Below are 15,715 nucleotides of genomic sequence, written 5' to 3'. Positions count from 1 at the left end.
CTGGAAAAAGGATTAAGCGTCTTTCTTTTCTTCAGTCTTAGCTTCTTCTGCCGTAGCAGCGCCAACTTCCTCTTCAGCTTGTTCCACTGTGGCCTCATCTGTAGCTTCTGCATTCGCAGCTGCTTCAGCCTCTGCGGTAGCTTTGGCTTCAGCTTCCTCAGCTTCTTTTACTTCAGCTTCACGTTTAGCGTTTGCTTCTTTTTCAGCATCTAATGCTTTTGCTTTTTCAGCTTCCTGGGCTTTCGTAAGATCTTCTTTCTTAGCTCCAATTTTCCCTTCTTTTTCTTCCACCCAGGACTTGAATTTCTCTTCAGCCTGCTCTTCAGTTAAAGCACCTTTCTTAACTCCACCTTTAAGGTGTTTTTTAAGAAGAACCCCTTTGTAAGAAAGAATAGCTCTTGCGGTATCTGTTGGTTGAGCACCATTTTCTAACCACTTTACAGTCCCATCAACATCTAATTCGATAGTTGCAGGATTTGTATTAGGATTATAGATTCCCAATTTGTCCAAAAATTTACCGTCTCTTTTTGCGCGTACATCTGCAGCAACAATCCAGAAAAAAGGTTTTCCTTTTTTACCGTGTCTTTGTAATCTTATTTTTACTGGCATAAAAAATTAAATTTTGGGGTTCTCGACCCCTATTATTAATAAGTGCGCAAAGATACGTTATTTTTCTAATTCCCAAGACTTTTTAATTTCTCATCTATAAAGTCTTAAAAAAGTTTGAATACAGGTATTTATGAAGATTTTTGGTTAAAAAACGCTGCCGCTGTTAAAAGCAGTTAATTAGTGCTAAACCCTGTTAAAGTGGTTGTTTCGAGATATTTATGCAAGTATATTAGCACTGTAGAACTGAAAAAAATTAGAAGATATGAGTTATTCAAAAGAAGTTTCTAAAAAGTTGAATGAGCTTTTAGAAAAGAATTATGATGCAGAAAAAGGATATAAACTTGCTGCGGAAAAAGTAAAAAACACTAGGTTAAAGTCATATTTTGAAAGCCGTGCTAAAGATCGTTATGATTTTGGTCATGAATTAAAGTCTGAAATTGCAAATTTTGGAGGAACACCAAAGAAAGGAACCAGTGTTGCCGGAGATATCCATAGGGGATGGATCAATCTTAAAACCAGTTTATCTGGAGATAAAGATGAAGCTGTTTTAGAAGAAGCGATTAGAGGAGAAAAAGCCTCTGTTGAAGAATATGAAGAAGTGTTAAATGAAGCTGAAATCCCTGCATCTACAGCTAATATATTAATGAAGCAAAAAAACTCTATAGTTACTGCTTTAGAAGAAGCAAAAGCTATGGAAGATTGGGCCTAAAAACCTAATATTCATATTTAAAATTCTAGATACGAACAATGTTTGATTGAAGTAGTAGTTTAAGCGTTCGTATCGAGCCTCACAAAGCATCTGGATTTTTCAGGTTTTTGTGAGGCTTTTTTTTATGGTTAATAATTCCTGAAAACTTCCCTTTTTAAACCCTATAAAGTTCCTTAATTTAGCCTGATTCTGTTATGCCCTGCATAGCTGCTTTTCTCCAAATCAAGCGAAATTAAGGATGTATCTCATATTTGACACTGAAACTACTGGGCTCCCAAAAAGATGGGACGCTCCTCTAACTGATGCTGATAACTGGCCAAGATGTATACAAATTGCCTGGCAGTTACACGATGAGGTGGGGAATTTAATATCCCACGAGGATTATTTAATAAAACCTGATGGTTTTGATATTCCTTATGATGCTGAAAGAATTCATGGGATATCTACTGCCCTCGCTGAAGAGAGAGGGATTGGGTTAGATGAAATGTTAGAGAAATTTGATGCGATCCTGAAACAGGCCAAATTTGTTGTGGGCCAGAATGTTGGTTTCGATTTAAATATTATGGGTGCTGAGTTCCTTCGCAGAAATTTTCAAAATTCTTTGCAGGAATTCCCTGTTTTGGATACCTGTACAGAAACCACGGCGGAATTATGCAAAATTCCCGGCGGGAGAGGCGGTAAATTTAAATTACCTACTCTAACTGAACTTCATGAATTTCTATTTGATGAAGCCTTTGGAGAAGCGCATAATGCGACTGCCGATGTTGAAGCCACCACACGTTGTTTTCTGGAATTGATCAGAAAAAGGGTTTTTACTATAGAAGAACTCGATGTCCCTGCTGATTATTTTGAAAATTTTTCAGAAGCAAATCCACAACCCATTGAGTTAATTGGTTTAAAACACATCAATCTTAAGAAAGCTTCCGAAGAGATTAGAAAAAGGCTGGCCAAAAATCAGCCTTCCGAAGATATTTCAAAAGAAGAAATTCAGGATAATCTTGAGAAGTTAGATGAGGTTCGCTTTGTACATCTGCATAATCATTCCCAGTTTTCCGTATTACAATCTACCATTAGTATTCCAGATCTTATACAGGCCGCGGCAGAAGAAGAAATGAATGCCGTTGCCCTCACCGATCATGCAAATATGATGGGTGCCTTTCATTTTGTAAAAGAGATAGGAATTTATAATTCCAAAATCAAGGATGAAAATGTTGATCTTAAAGCAGCCGGCGAACCGCTTAAAGAGCCAATGAAGGGAATAATTGGCTGTGAGTTTTTTGTTTGTGAAAATCATAAAGATAAAACCCGAAAGGATAATGGTTATCAAATGGTGCTATTGGCAAAAAATAAGGCCGGCTACCATAATCTTGCGAAAATGTCTTCAAAGGCTTATACCGACGGATTCTATTATGTGCCCAGGATTGATAGGGAAGTTGTTCAAAAATATAAAAAGGATATTATTGTTCTAAGCGGAAACCTGTATGGGGAAATTGCCAGTAAAATCCTGAATGTTGGTGAGAAACAGGCTGAAGAAGCTTTAATTTGGTGGAAGGAACAATTTGGGGAGGATTTTTACCTTGAGATCATGCGCCATGACCAGGAAGATGAGAACAGGGTAAATCCCATTCTGGTTGAATTCGCTAAAAAGCATGCAGTAAAACTTACCGCTACGAATAACAATTACTATCGCAATCAGGAAGATGCCAATGCGCATGATATTTTATTGTGTGTAAAGGATGGCGAAAAACAGGCGACTCCAATTGGTCGCGGGCGGGGCTACCGGTACGGACTTCCCAATGAAGAGTACTACTTTAAATCTTCTGCGGAAATGAAATCTTTATTTAAAGATTTGCCCGAAGCCATTAGCAATATTCAGGAAGTCGTAGATAAAATCGAACCTTTTGAACTGGCGCGGGACGTTCTACTTCCAAAGTTTGATATTCCTCAGGAATTTCAAAACGAAGAAGATTTAAAAGACGGGAAGAACAGAGGAGAAAATGCCTATTTAAAACATATTACTTTTAAAGGTGCAGAAAAAAGATATCCAGACCTTCCTAGTGATATTGAGGAACGCTTAAATTTTGAATTATCTGTAATTGAAAATACAGGATATCCCGGATATTTCCTGATCGTTGAAGATTTTATCAGGGCTGCACGGGAGATGGGCGTTTCAGTAGGGCCAGGCCGTGGTTCGGCTGCGGGTTCAGCTGTGGCTTACTGTCTTGGGATTACCAATATCGATCCTATTAAATATAACCTGCTTTTTGAGCGTTTTCTAAATCCCGATCGTGTGAGTATGCCCGATATCGATATCGATTTTGATGACGAGGGCAGGAGCAAGGTGATGGATTATGTAATTAAAAAATATGGAGCCAATCAGGTGGCGCAGATTATTACTTACGGGACTATGGCTGCGAAATCATCGATAAGGGATACAGCCAGGGTTTTGGATCTACCCTTAATGGATTCTGACAGGATCGCGAAATTAATTCCGAATACCAAGTTATCGAAGTTATTCGCGATGGATGATAAAACCATCAGAAGCAAATTCCGTGGAGATGAAATTGAGAAGATCAACGAACTTTTAAACATTTCCGAAGGTGATGACCTGGAAGCGCAAACCGTAAACCAGGCAAGAATTTTAGAAGGTTCCGTAAGAAATACGGGGATCCATGCCTGCGGGGTGATCATTACGCCAGGCGATATTACAGATTATGTGCCGGTCGCGGTGGCCAAAGATTCCGATCTTTATGTGACTCAGTTCGATAATTCGGTGGTGGAAAGTGCCGGATTGTTGAAAATGGATTTCCTGGGATTAAAAACACTAACCTTAATCAAGGATACTGTAAAAATTGTAAAAGGCAGGTATGATATCGATCTGGATCCTGATAGTTTTCCCCTGGATGATGAGGAGACTTACACACTTTTCCAAAGAGGTGACACGGTGGGGATATTTCAATATGAATCACCCGGAATGCAGAAGCATATGAAAGATTTAAAGCCCACTTCTTTCGATGATCTAATTGCCATGAATGCTTTGTACCGCCCGGGACCTATGGAATATATTCCAAGTTTTATCGCGCGGAAACATGGGGATGAAGAGATTGCTTATGACCTTCCGGAAATGAAGGAGTACCTGGAAGAAACCTACGGAATTACGGTTTATCAGGAACAGGTGATGCTATTATCCCAGAAGATTGCCGGATTTAGCAAAGGTGACGCCGATCTTTTAAGAAAGGCTATGGGTAAAAAGATTCATTCACTCCTCGCGCAATTAAAACCGCAATTTATCGAAGGAGGAGAGAAAAAAGGTCATCCTTCGGAAGTATTGGAGAAAATATGGAAAGATTGGGAAGCTTTTGCCTCGTACGCCTTTAATAAGTCCCATTCCACCTGTTATGCCTGGATTGCCTACCAGACCGCTTATTTAAAAGCGCATTATCCAGCGGAATATATGGCGGCGGTACTTTCAAATAATATGAATGACATTAAGCAGGTGACCTTCTTTATGGAGGAATGCAAAAGAATGCGCCTGAATGTTCTGGGACCCGATGTGAACGAATCTTATTATAAATTCTCCGTAAACAAAAACAATGCAGTTCGCTTTGGAATGGGCGCCATTAAGGGAGTGGGTTCTGGAGCGGTAGCTACCATTGTAGAAAACCGGAAAACAAAGGAAGGCCATTATCGATCTATCTTCGATATGGCTAAACGTATCGATTTACGAGCTGCGAATAAAAAAGCTTTTGAAAACCTGGCACTGGCCGGTGGGTTTGATGGTTTTGGGGGCACGCACCGCGCGCAATATTTTCATGATGATGGCAGCGGAATGAGCTTTTTAGAAAAGGTAATTAAATATGCGGCTAAATTTCAGGAAAATGAAAATTCTTCGCAGGTGAGTCTGTTTGGAGAAGCCAGTGAAGTTCAAATTCCGGAGCCTGTGGTGCCACCCTGTGAAGAGTGGGGTACTATGGAGAAACTTCGGCGTGAAAAAGAGGTAGTTGGGATTTATATTTCCGGGCATCCTTTAGATGATTTTAAGATCGAAATGACCTGTTTTTGCAATGGAAAACTTTCAGATTTTAAGGACCTGGAGAGCGTAGTAAATCGTGACCTAACTGTTGGTGGTGTGGTAGTAGACGTTCAGCATAGAATGAGCAAAAATGGGAAAGGCTGGGCGACATTTATCATCGAAGATTATGAAGAATCTTATGAGTTCAGGATTTTTGGGGAAGAGTATTTAAGAATGAAACATTTCTTTGTACCCAATAATTTTGTGCATATAAAATGTTTTGTGAAAGAAGGCTGGACCAACCGGGAAACCGGGAAAAAGGGAGAACCCAGGATACAGTTTAGGGAAATGTTCCTGTTACATGATGTGATGGATAAATTTGCTAAAAAACTTACTATTCAGCTGAACATCGATGATCTTCAAAATGATAAAATTGAATGGTTAAAGGATACTTTTCAGAATCATGCGGGAGAAAGCAGGTTGAATTTTGTGGTTTACGAAATGAAAGAACAGGTAAAGTTGCATATGCCCAGCAGAAAAAGTAAAGTAAAGATCTCCCAGGAATTAATTGATGTCCTGGAACAGGAACAATTTGTATATAAGTTGAACTGACCCCACCTTTCATCCTCCCCTCCCAAAGGCGAGGATAGGGTCTCTTAATAATACCAGCCAATATACGCATAGTCAAATCTAATGTTGGTGGTGTAAGGAATCCATGAATTATTGACTATTTTTATAATCTGAATAAAAATCAAGTAAAAAAATATATTATGGCAATTGAAATAACCGATGCAAATTTTGAAGAGCAAGTATTAAAAAGTGACAAACCGGTAATGGTTGACTTTTGGGCAGCATGGTGCGGCCCTTGTAGAATGGTGGGACCTATCATTGACGAAATTAGTTCTGAATACGAAGGAAAAGCTTTAGTTGGAAAACTTGATGTTGATGCAAACCAGGAATTTGCCGCAAAATATGGGGTTAGAAATATTCCAACCGTTTTGGTTTTTCAAAATGGTGAAGTTGTTGGCCGTCAGGTTGGAGTTGCTCCAAAGCAAACCTATGCTGATGCGATCGACCAGTTATTGTAATAAGAAATTTTAATATAATTGAAAGCCACGCTTCTTGCGTGGCTTTTTTTATTGGTTTAAATTGTTGCTGATGAATATTGAAAAAACGCTCCACGAAACCGGCGGTTTCCTTAACCTTGATCTACTGGCCAAAACGGTGGTTGAGGGTTATATATCCGGAATGCATAAGAGTCCGTTTCACGGATTTTCTTCTGAATTTGCCGAGCATAAGATTTATAATTCCGGGGAGAGTACGCGTCATATCGACTGGAAATTATTTGCAAAAACTGATAAGCTTTACACCCGGAGATATGAAGAAGAGACAAATTTGCGCTGCCATCTCATTTTAGATAATTCTTCTTCGATGCATTATCCTACAATTGTTGGTCAAAGTATTGATAAGTTAAACAAAATAGGTTTATCCGCCCTGGCATCGGCGAGTATTATGCATATTCTAAAACGGCAACGCGATGCGGTAGGAATGAGCGTTTATAGTGATTCATTCGATTTTTATGCTCCGGAAAAATCGGGTGAACGCCATCATCATTTATTGCTGAATACGCTTAATGATATAGTGAAAAATAAGCCGGAATCAAAAAGCACTGATACCTATACTTTTTTACATCAGATCGCGGAAAAGCTGAAGAGAAGATCACTGGTGTTCCTTTTTACCGATATGTTCCAGGAAGATACTTCAGAAACCAAATTGTTTGAGGCGCTAAGGCATTTAAAATACAACCGGCATGAAGTAGTGCTTTTTCATGTAGTAGATGTAAAAAAAGAACTTTCTTTTGATTTTGAAAATTCCCCCAGAAGGTTTACCGATGTTGAATCTGGATCTCACATAGACCTTTATTCAGAAAATATAAAAGAGAATTATAAAACGCTGGTAAATACTTATCTTCAAAATTTGAAACTGCAGTGTGCAAAGTACCAAATTAAATATGTGCAGGCCGATATCAATTCCAATTTCAACCAGATTCTTACCACCTTTCTCATTGAAAAACAAAAGTTTGGATAGCCGCTAAGAAACTAGTTTTAAAAAATTATAAAAAAGGTTTGGTGAAACTAAAAAGGGTAGTATATTTGCCCTCGCATTAAAGCAACGGTCTGGTAGTTCAGTTGGTTAGAATACCTGCCTGTCACGCAGGGGGTCGCGAGTTCGAGTCTCGTCCAGACCGCAAAGTGCAGAAAGCCTCTAAAGAATTAGGGGCTTTTTTTATTTCATTTAATCTCATTTGAAAGCATTTAAACGCAACTATGTGGTGCGCAATTCAGTGTGTCTTTTTTCCGTTTTTGAAAATTAAAAAATCGTATTCGAATATTCGCAGTCTTCATCTGGTTCCCCAAAAGCGTGATGATCTACCAATTCTGTTAGTGTGTATGTGTTAGATTTGGCTTAAAAATTCTGATCATCTGCAGAAGGGCCATAACTTGCGGGGACTGGGATATCCAGCAAGCGATAGTAAACGCCCAGTTGGGCACGATGATGGGTAATTTGATCGAGTGCATGGCGAATGGCGCCATATTTTGTCCGCTCCATCAATTTTTCACCCTTCATAGTGAGTCCCCAACTAGGCTCCAGATCAGACTCTGCAGCCACTTCAAGTGCTGATATTGAAGCCTTGTATTCTTTCTCCAATAGCGCTTTCAACTGCTTTTTGTTTTCTATCTTTTCTGTTTGATTTTCTTCGGAAATATCAAGCTCAGAAGTATCCAACATAATAACCGGCCACCCAAAGATTGATGCGATGTGCGTGACTAAGTCGATCATTTTCATACTTTTCTCGTGTGGAGCATAGTTGTTTCTTCCTTCGGGATAATTGTCGAAGAAGTTTTTAGTAACCGTATACTCATAGGTAAGTTCATCCCTCAATTGCTGTAATGTGTCCATAGGTTCTATTTTAAGTTTGTAGTACTAATTTAATGGAAACATTTTAATTTTTTAACTTGTTCCTGGTTCATGGTTTTATTGAATTTGAGTCTACAGGATTCTTTAAATATCTGCGGAAAAACTGTGGATATAGAATGATCTTTCGGGTGATTTTTTACCTGGATTCTACATATTTTTTGAAATTGTCCAAAATGGCCTGCCAGCCTTGTCGCTGCATATCGACAGGATTCTGACTTTCAGGTTCGAATGTTTCCGTAATTGTTATTCCCTTATTAGCTTTCACAAATGCGATATTCACCTTTCTACCATCATCCAGCGTATACTTGATTCGTTTATTAGGAATCACTTCATCATAAGTGCCTTCAAAATCAAATCCCATACTACCATCTTTGGCTTCCATCCTTGAACTGAATTTGCCACCTTTTTTCAGGTCGTTCTCTGCTTTTGGGGTGTACCAATCTGGGGAAGCGTTGTTCCATTGTTTAATGTGTTCGGGTTCCGTCCAAAAACTCCAAACCTTATCAGAATTGGCATTAATAGCAGTTTTTACGGTTATGGCTGTAAGTTTGCTCATTGCTTGTTCTGTTCGTTATAATTCACCATCCATTTAATCCCGAACTTATCGCTAAAACTTCCAAAATAATCTCCCCAGAACTGATCTTCGATGGGCATTTCGATATCGCCCCCTGTGGAAAGTCCATTGAATAATCGATCTGCTTCTTCCCTGCTTTCGGGATGAAGTGAAACATACATATTGTTCCCTTTGTTCAGGATATGGCCCATCGAGGGTACAATATCCGAGGCCATTAGGATGGTATCATTTCCTATGGGCAACGAGATATGCATTGTCCGTTTCTGTTCTTCTTTAGGTAGTTTTTCTGTATTGGGAGCATCACTCATTTTCATATTGGCGATAAATTCGCCACCAAAGATCGATTTGTAAAAATTGAACGCTTTTTCGGCATTGCCGTCGAAGTTTAAATATGGATTTACTTTCATAATAATTGATTTTAAAGGTTAATAATACTATTTAAAAAATGTTCCTAATCTGGTAAAACTTCTACCTCAAGACCCAGTCGCTTTAAGAATTGTAAAATTTTAGACATGTTTAGTCTGTCATTGGTACTTTCCACACGCAAAATCCTATCGCAATCTTCCAAATCAAAATTGACCCTATAGTGCTGAAAGTTGGAATGAACAGCATCCACAATTTTCTTGGCCTTATATTCACTATCAACATTGGTTCTAAATATCTCCACCATTTGCAAGATTTTTCTACAAATACAGACTATAAAAAAGCGTTATCTTACTAAAGTATTAAAAAATACCATTAAATATTCTACTGCATCGAATGAAATCCGACCATATTACCTTCAGTATCAATGAATAGGGAAATAAACCCAAACTTGCCAATAGACATTTTTGGTTTAAAGATTTTACCTCCCGCTTTTTCTACTCGGCTTTCTTCCGTCGTACAGTCTTCACTATTAAAATAAACAAGGCTGCTGTTTCCACCCGACTTAACACCTTCCATTTTGACCAAGCTTCCATTTGCTCCATATTTTTCCATATCGCCTGGGAAACTTCTCATTTCAGTATCGTCGCCGAAGGGATTAGATAGTGCTTCCAACTTCATATCTAGAACGCTTTCATAAAACTTTGATGCTCTCTCCATATCATCCACATAGATTTCGAACCAGACTATTGAATTTGACGTTTTCATAATTTAAATATTGGATTTTTTAGAATTAAATTTATTTTTCTGATAGTTCCTTCACGATCTGTAACGCTTTAGGAAATGCTTTTTGAAAATATTCTGAATATTCTTCGGTAATATCAACGACTACCTTTAATTCTGTTCGACCGTCTTTTTCCTGCAGGATGTAATTTTCTTGCGCACCTTGCACCGATTTCGCATCCGAACTAGTTACATCCTCTTTGCCATTTTCAATAATTCCCTGATGCTCAAAAGAAATATATTCATTGACTATTTTAGACAGGATCCTGCTAACCATCCCATTATTGTTTGAACCTAAGAAAAGTATTTTGTCCCCTTCCTGCCAATCGGTTTCAGCACGTGAGCCTTCACAAAAAGGGGCAGTCCATATGTGATATGTCTCATCGCTCCAAAGCACACTCCAAACTTTTTCTTTGGGAGCATTAATAATTGTTTTGAATTCTTTCTGTTTCATAATTGACTAGATTTGATTCTTTTCTCAGGCTTATAAATAAGTAAGATATTTCCACAATCAAATGCTTTGACCTCTAGTAGTTTAAATTTCAATCGTTTCTTGTCTGGAAACAAGCGTGTACCTTTACCCAACACGACCGGATTAATGATAAGGCGGTATTCATCGATCAACCCGTGCATTATAAAAGTAGATGCGATACCCCCTCCTGCAAACAGTACCAAATCCTTCCCTTTCTTATTTTTCTCCATGTTAATTTCCTCGACCACGTTTTTAGACACTAACTCAGAATTCCATTCCACCTTCTCCAATGTTTTGGAGAAAACCAGCTTAGGGGTGCTGTTCATCACATTGGCGAACGCTCCGGTTTGGCCCGGCCAATAGCCTAGCATCAGTTCATAGGATTTTCGGCCATAAATAAAAGTATCGACTGTTTTGAAAAAGTCCATCATATAATCTTCCATTTTATCATCCCAAACGTGCCAATGTATGTCATTGCTCACTCCTTCAATATATCCGTCAAGGGACATCATCATTGATAAAACCACCTTTCTCATAAAATTAAAGATTAAGTACATTTTTAATTTTCAGTTAATCTATTGTTCCGGCATTTTCTCCATACCTGCCCGTTCCGCAGGCGGGTCCATATAGAGCATATTCCAGCGGTGGCCATCCATATCCGTAAAGCCAAATCCATACATCCATCCATCCCTTTCGGCAGGCTCGGCAAAAATTTCCCCTCCGGCCTTGCTGACTTTTTCCGCCATTTCGTCAACTTCGGTCTTGTCTTGTGCATCGATACTAAAGAGTGCCTCCGTTCCTTTTAAAGTACTCGGGACTTCATTGTGCGAAAAGGATTTAAAGGTATCTTCGGGGAAAAGCATCATCACAAAATCGTTTTCTCCAATAAAGAAGCTCGCAAAATGTTCGACTTTTGAATACATTGGATTTTCGCGAAAGCCAATCGCCTTAAAGAATTTTTTTGATTTTTGTATGTCCTTTACGGGAAGGTTCAGCCAGATTGATTTCATTACGCTATCGGTTTAAATGGTTGTTATTGATTCACTTACCCAAAGATATCTGAGAAAAACCAAACTTCACAGGTGTGTTTACGTCAATCTTACGGGTTGATTGCGACATTCGATTTTTATATCTTTCATATCTTTAAAATCACTCATTATGAAACACGTATCCATTCTAGTTCCAAAAGGTCACGTAAGTGTGGTGAACATTGCAGGCACCCATCAGATGCTGTCGTGGGTCAATGAATTTCTACAACAATCAGGTAAAGAAGTACTCTTTAACATTCAATTAGTAGGCTTGGAAGAGCAACCGGACAGTGGTGGGGGACTTTTTCCTGTTACCCCGGAAACAGTAATAGATAAAATTCATAAAACCGATTTGATTATCCTTCCCGCTATCCATTCAGGTTTTGAGAAAAGTTTTAAAGAAAATAGTGCATTGGTACCTTGGCTTATCGAACAATACAAAGAAGGTGCGGAAATCGTAAGTCTCTGTATTTCCTCCTTTTTTCTTGCCGCCACCGGATTGTTGGACGGGAAACCTTGTTCCACCCATTGGCAATCGGCCAATATGTTCAGGGAACTATTTCCCAATGTTATTTTGACCGACGAAAGAATCGTGACTGAAGCTGATGGTATCTACACCAGCGGGGGTGCCTATGCCTTTACCAATCTGGTTATCTATTTGATTGAGAAATATGCTGGACGGGAAACGGCTATTCTGGCCGCCAAAGGATTTATGATTGATATTGACCGAAGCAGTCAATCCCCTTTTATGATATTTTCGGGTCAGAAAGCACATAAGGACGAGGAAGTCCTGAAAGCTCAGGAATATATAGAACAGAATTATAAGGATAAAATTTCAGTCAACGATTTGTGTGGAGATATGGCATTAAGCCGACGTACTTTCGAGCGTCGCTTTAAAAAAGCTACTTCCAACACAGTTTTGGAATACCTTCACAGGGTAAAAGTAGAAGCGGCTAAAAAGGAACTGGAAAAAGGCCGTAAAACTGTAAACGAGGTGATGTACGAAGTGGGCTATTCGGATCCTAAAGCGTTCCGAGATGTTTTTAGGAAGATTACCGATATGACACCTATGAATTATTTGAATAAATATAGTGTTACTGTTGGAACTGGGTGATTCATTTCTTGACATTCCTTAAAGACCTTCACAAATAAAATTAATGAATTGAGGGGTCGTGGAGACAGTATCTGCAAGATTTGTTATCTTAAATTACTTATTTTAATTAAGTTATCCATTCTTTTACTATCTCGGCATTGAAACCCTCTTTATTCTTTGGGTTTGGTTGTCCTTCTCCGGTGGTTATCAAATCATATAGACTTTTCTTGATATAATTGCCCCAGGCATCTTCGCATACCTTATAACACTCGTATTCTGGAACAAGCCCTTTATGTGTAAATTTCACCTTTGTTCTTTCATTTTCTTCCGAAACCTCAAAAACCAATTTGGTGTTTATCCACTCATTTTTATCTGCAACGAAGTTGAATTGATTGTCCAGTACTTGATAAATCAATTTCTTATTTGGTTCTATTTCTATGAGTTTCATTTTGCATAAATGAACGTCTTTGTAATGGTAGAAAAACACCTCGTTTAGTTTGTCTGTCTTGCCTTCTATGTCCTCTGACCACCACGCTCGAAAATTCTTGATAGCTTCGAATGCTATGGCAGGTGATTGTTTAACCAAAATAGTTGCCGTAAAATCTTGTTGGTCCATATTGAAATGCTTTTTGTAATTAAGTTTTGTTTTTATCGTTTAGCACATTCTCCAATTTTTGCAGTTTTCTGCTCCAAAATTTATCAAAATGGCTTATCCAATTTTTAAGTTCGTTAAAACCCTCTTGATTTAAAATGCAATGTCGTTCCCTGCCAATTTCCTGGATAGTGATAAAGCCCGCCGTCTGTAATATTTTGATATGCTTTGAAACCGCAGGCCGGCTCATATCAAAATTTTCTGCCAAGGCATTAATGTTATAAGTGTCTTTGGTAAGCATTCCCAATATCTCCCTTCGGCTTGGGTCTGCAATTACCTGAAAGGCATCAAGATTTGGTGTTGGCATTATCTTCCGCGTTTAAATGTTCAAGCATTTTTTTAATATTTTTGTCCCAACCATCAAACATTGCGGTAAGGATTGATGCGTTTTCTTCTTTAAATCCGCTGTGTAAAAGCGTCAACTCAGTCCCATTTTCTTTCGGCACCAAAGTCCACTCAACAATGGTATCAAGTGTTATTTCGCCACCAGAGCCACCTTTCCAACTATAAACCAGTTTTTTTAGAGGGATAATTTCCATCACTTTGCAATGGAAGTTTCCATCAAGACTTAAACTTGGTATTGGATTTGTCGTAAACTTAAATTCGTGTCCAACTTTTGGCTCAAAATCATTGGGCATAAGCCATTTTTCGATTAACTCCGCCTTGGTTAGGTATTCCCAAATTTGTGCTGGGCTTTGGTTATAAAACCACCTGTGTTTAATTTCAGTTTTCATAAACGTGTAACTTTAAGGTTACACAAATATATACGTAACTTTTAAGTTACGCAAATTTTAGTCTCAACAATTTGAGTTTATTTTAGAATGTTTTTATGCAAGCCATTACGATTAGGCATTTTTTGGATTGTCCGGCATAAACAATCGTTTATTCTCCTTCCTGACTACAGCTTAAAATTATTGACCCTTGTTAATTTTTAGACCACATTCGATAGAGATGGTATTATTTATTGTCCGCTTATTTACTCATTCGTCATTCAATCCTTTCCCATAGAGAATTTTTGGCATGTATTTTTTGATGCGTGATTGACGTGTTTTCGATTGCTGGGCATTTGAAAAGTATAATAGATATCCTCTTTGTCGCCCTGGCGTTAATGATTCGAATGCTTTTCTTAAATTCGTATTTTCTTCTAATGCCTTTTTAAATTCTTCAGGCATATCAAATTCGGAAGTCTTTTTCATCTTCACTTTCAAGCCCGCCTTTTCTACCTCAATCGCCTCAAAAATGTAAGTTTTAACAGAAGCCTGTAGTTCTTTGATTTCCTCAATATTCGTAAAACGAATTTGACGTGCAGATTGCATATTTTTTGTTTGTTGAACTAATATATCATTTGTGTCTTTCAACAAAACACCCTTATGAAATAGCAGAGCACAATAGTCTTTAAATCCGTGAATGAGAACTATGTTGTTACTTTTGAAAGTATAACATGGCTTGCCCCATTTGAATTCTTCACTAAGTCCCGTGTCAAGAATTAGCCTCCTCAAATAAGCATATTCCTTCTTCCACTTTTTACTTTCTTCAAAAAAAGATTCAATACTTTTCTTCATAAAATTTTATGCTATGATACCGACTTGCTGTTTGGGTCTATTTCTTTTTTGCTACATTCATTTTAGCGTGGGATTTAAGAACTTGCTTGATTATATTGGAAGGAACCTCTTGGTCAAATTTAATTTGAACTGTTCCCTTTCCAGTTTTATAGCCTTTATCTTCAAAGAGTTTACGTTCATCATCGCTTAATCCACCCTCACTAAATCCCAAACTTACATGTTTGCTGTAGGCGGCAAAACCTGTTAAAACTCCATTAAGATTGTAATTTGGAACATTCCAGGCAATTCTTTCTTTAGCTTCTGGAACGGTGGACTTAATGATTTTTCGAAGTTCTTCCATTATAGATTGGGAGTCTTCGGTCGAATTTGTGATATATTCATCTACATTTTTAGCTTTTTCCATAAAATGCTACTTTAATTTTTTCACAATGTCTTGCAGTCTATTATGTGCCATATTTAGACCGTAGGTGAAAGGCAGCTTCATCAGTTGATTTCTGTCCTCGATGGACTTGAATACTATTTTTATTTCCAGTTTGCTGGTTTGATCAGTCAATTCTTCGAATTCGAGATATTCCAACTGAACAGGAAAAGAGGTGTTTTCCATTTGAAAAGTGCGTGTAATGATTTTGTTGGTTACAAGCTCGTGAATTACCCCATTTGCTTTGAACATTACCTTGCCCTTGTCATCCTTCGTTTCAAACTGATAACTCCCGTGATTCTTGCTTTCGAGTTTCAGGACATTAGTCCCCATCCACTGTTCAACGATTTCAGGTTCTACATAGGCTTTAAAAAGTAGTTCCAAAGGCAAATCAAACTCCCTTGTAATGAGTAATTCCTGTTTGCCTTCCTCAGCATTGACTTTTGTTTTTTGTTCCACGG

General features: G+C 38.2%; 20 protein-coding genes and 1 tRNA gene. 6 read left to right on the top strand and 15 right to left on the bottom strand.

Annotated elements, in window-relative coordinates; genetic code table 11:
* Nucleotides 1-12: 12 nt before the first annotated feature.
* Nucleotides 13-609, bottom strand: a complete 597-nt coding sequence (locus DHD80_RS09920) for a 30S ribosomal protein S16 (protein ID WP_251741013.1) — start codon at nucleotides 607-609, stop codon at nucleotides 13-15.
* A 262-nt stretch (nucleotides 610-871) separates the two neighbouring features.
* Between DHD80_RS09920 and DHD80_RS09915 the strand changes: the two genes are divergently transcribed.
* The 5 genes from DHD80_RS09915 to DHD80_RS09895 all read left to right on the top strand — a co-directional run bounded on the left by DHD80_RS09915 (nucleotide 872) and on the right by DHD80_RS09895 (nucleotide 7,578).
* The gene (locus DHD80_RS09915) at nucleotides 872-1,318 is read left to right on the top strand and encodes a PA2169 family four-helix-bundle protein (RefSeq protein ID WP_251741012.1); all 447 of its coding nucleotides are present in this window, start codon (nucleotides 872-874) and stop codon (nucleotides 1,316-1,318) included.
* Between the two features lie 238 nt (nucleotides 1,319-1,556).
* Nucleotides 1,557-5,942: a DNA polymerase III subunit alpha gene (dnaE, locus tag DHD80_RS09910; RefSeq protein WP_251741011.1), complete on the top strand. Its 4,386-nt coding sequence runs from the start codon at nucleotides 1,557-1,559 to the stop codon at nucleotides 5,940-5,942.
* Between the two features lie 128 nt (nucleotides 5,943-6,070).
* Nucleotides 6,071-6,418 carry a thioredoxin gene (gene trxA, locus DHD80_RS09905; protein WP_279347023.1) on the top strand — a complete coding sequence of 116 codons (348 nt, stop codon included), beginning with the start codon at nucleotides 6,071-6,073 and terminating at the stop codon, nucleotides 6,416-6,418.
* 70 nt (nucleotides 6,419-6,488) lie between these two features.
* Nucleotides 6,489-7,418 carry a DUF58 domain-containing protein gene (locus DHD80_RS09900; RefSeq protein WP_251741009.1) on the top strand — a complete coding sequence of 310 codons (930 nt, stop codon included), beginning with the start codon at nucleotides 6,489-6,491 and terminating at the stop codon, nucleotides 7,416-7,418.
* Between the two features lie 86 nt (nucleotides 7,419-7,504).
* Nucleotides 7,505-7,578: transfer RNA gene (locus tag DHD80_RS09895), tRNA-Asp, on the top strand.
* Between the two features lie 218 nt (nucleotides 7,579-7,796).
* Here DHD80_RS09895 and DHD80_RS09890 read toward each other — a convergent pair.
* The 8 genes from DHD80_RS09890 to DHD80_RS09855 form a co-directional block, all read right to left on the bottom strand.
* Complete coding sequence (locus tag DHD80_RS09890) at nucleotides 7,797-8,291, bottom strand: DinB family protein (protein ID WP_251741008.1); 495 nt, start codon at nucleotides 8,289-8,291, stop codon at nucleotides 7,797-7,799.
* Between the two features lie 154 nt (nucleotides 8,292-8,445).
* Complete coding sequence (locus DHD80_RS09885) at nucleotides 8,446-8,865, bottom strand: SRPBCC family protein (RefSeq protein WP_251741007.1); 420 nt, start codon at nucleotides 8,863-8,865, stop codon at nucleotides 8,446-8,448.
* Nucleotides 8,862-9,290, bottom strand: coding sequence for a VOC family protein (locus DHD80_RS09880; RefSeq protein ID WP_251741006.1), 429 nt, complete (start codon nucleotides 9,288-9,290; stop codon nucleotides 8,862-8,864). Before DHD80_RS09880 ends, DHD80_RS09885 begins: the two co-directional genes overlap by 4 nt.
* 44 nt (nucleotides 9,291-9,334) lie before the next feature.
* A complete protein-coding gene (locus tag DHD80_RS09875) occupies nucleotides 9,335-9,553 on the bottom strand; it encodes a hypothetical protein (protein WP_251741005.1) in 219 nt (72 codons plus the stop codon).
* Between the two features lie 77 nt (nucleotides 9,554-9,630).
* On the bottom strand, nucleotides 9,631-10,014 hold the full coding sequence (locus DHD80_RS09870; RefSeq protein WP_251741004.1) for a VOC family protein: 384 nt from the start codon (nucleotides 10,012-10,014) through the stop codon (nucleotides 9,631-9,633).
* 31 nt (nucleotides 10,015-10,045) lie between these two features.
* Complete coding sequence (locus DHD80_RS09865; protein WP_251741003.1) at nucleotides 10,046-10,483, bottom strand: SRPBCC domain-containing protein; 438 nt, start codon at nucleotides 10,481-10,483, stop codon at nucleotides 10,046-10,048.
* The gene (locus DHD80_RS09860) at nucleotides 10,480-11,037 is read right to left on the bottom strand and encodes a dihydrofolate reductase family protein (RefSeq protein ID WP_251741002.1); all 558 of its coding nucleotides are present in this window, start codon (nucleotides 11,035-11,037) and stop codon (nucleotides 10,480-10,482) included. Before DHD80_RS09860 ends, DHD80_RS09865 begins: the two co-directional genes overlap by 4 nt.
* A 39-nt stretch (nucleotides 11,038-11,076) precedes the next feature.
* Entirely contained in the window at nucleotides 11,077-11,511 is a 435-nt protein-coding gene (locus DHD80_RS09855) for a VOC family protein (protein WP_251741001.1), read from the bottom strand.
* Between the two features lie 148 nt (nucleotides 11,512-11,659).
* Between DHD80_RS09855 and DHD80_RS09850 the strand changes: the two genes are divergently transcribed.
* Nucleotides 11,660-12,643 (top strand): helix-turn-helix domain-containing protein, encoded by a 984-nt coding sequence (locus tag DHD80_RS09850; RefSeq protein ID WP_251741000.1) that lies wholly within the window; start codon nucleotides 11,660-11,662, stop codon nucleotides 12,641-12,643.
* Between the two features lie 106 nt (nucleotides 12,644-12,749).
* Here the strand turns inward: DHD80_RS09850 and DHD80_RS09845 are convergent, their stop codons facing one another.
* The 6 genes from DHD80_RS09845 to DHD80_RS09820 form a co-directional block, all read right to left on the bottom strand.
* Nucleotides 12,750-13,238: an SRPBCC domain-containing protein gene (locus DHD80_RS09845; protein WP_251740999.1), complete on the bottom strand. Its 489-nt coding sequence runs from the start codon at nucleotides 13,236-13,238 to the stop codon at nucleotides 12,750-12,752.
* 19 nt (nucleotides 13,239-13,257) lie between these two features.
* Nucleotides 13,258-13,581 carry a metalloregulator ArsR/SmtB family transcription factor gene (locus tag DHD80_RS09840; protein ID WP_251740998.1) on the bottom strand — a complete coding sequence of 108 codons (324 nt, stop codon included), beginning with the start codon at nucleotides 13,579-13,581 and terminating at the stop codon, nucleotides 13,258-13,260.
* Nucleotides 13,562-14,008, bottom strand: a complete 447-nt coding sequence (locus DHD80_RS09835) for an SRPBCC domain-containing protein (protein ID WP_251740997.1) — start codon at nucleotides 14,006-14,008, stop codon at nucleotides 13,562-13,564. Before DHD80_RS09835 ends, DHD80_RS09840 begins: the two co-directional genes overlap by 20 nt.
* 246 nt (nucleotides 14,009-14,254) lie before the next feature.
* On the bottom strand, nucleotides 14,255-14,836 hold the full coding sequence (locus DHD80_RS09830) for a YdeI/OmpD-associated family protein (RefSeq protein ID WP_251740996.1): 582 nt from the start codon (nucleotides 14,834-14,836) through the stop codon (nucleotides 14,255-14,257).
* A 37-nt stretch (nucleotides 14,837-14,873) separates the two neighbouring features.
* The gene (locus DHD80_RS09825; protein WP_251740995.1) at nucleotides 14,874-15,239 is read right to left on the bottom strand and encodes a DUF1801 domain-containing protein; all 366 of its coding nucleotides are present in this window, start codon (nucleotides 15,237-15,239) and stop codon (nucleotides 14,874-14,876) included.
* 6 nt (nucleotides 15,240-15,245) lie between these two features.
* Nucleotides 15,246-15,713 (bottom strand): SRPBCC domain-containing protein, encoded by a 468-nt coding sequence (locus DHD80_RS09820; RefSeq protein WP_251740994.1) that lies wholly within the window; start codon nucleotides 15,711-15,713, stop codon nucleotides 15,246-15,248.
* Nucleotides 15,714-15,715: the final 2 nt, after the last annotated feature.

It is taken from the genome of Gramella sp. AN32, from assembly GCF_023718305.1.
Taxonomy (GTDB): domain Bacteria; phylum Bacteroidota; class Bacteroidia; order Flavobacteriales; family Flavobacteriaceae; genus Christiangramia; species Christiangramia antarctica.
The sequence above is the reverse complement of the archived record's forward strand: the minus strand, read 5'-3'. Positions and strand labels throughout refer to the sequence as shown.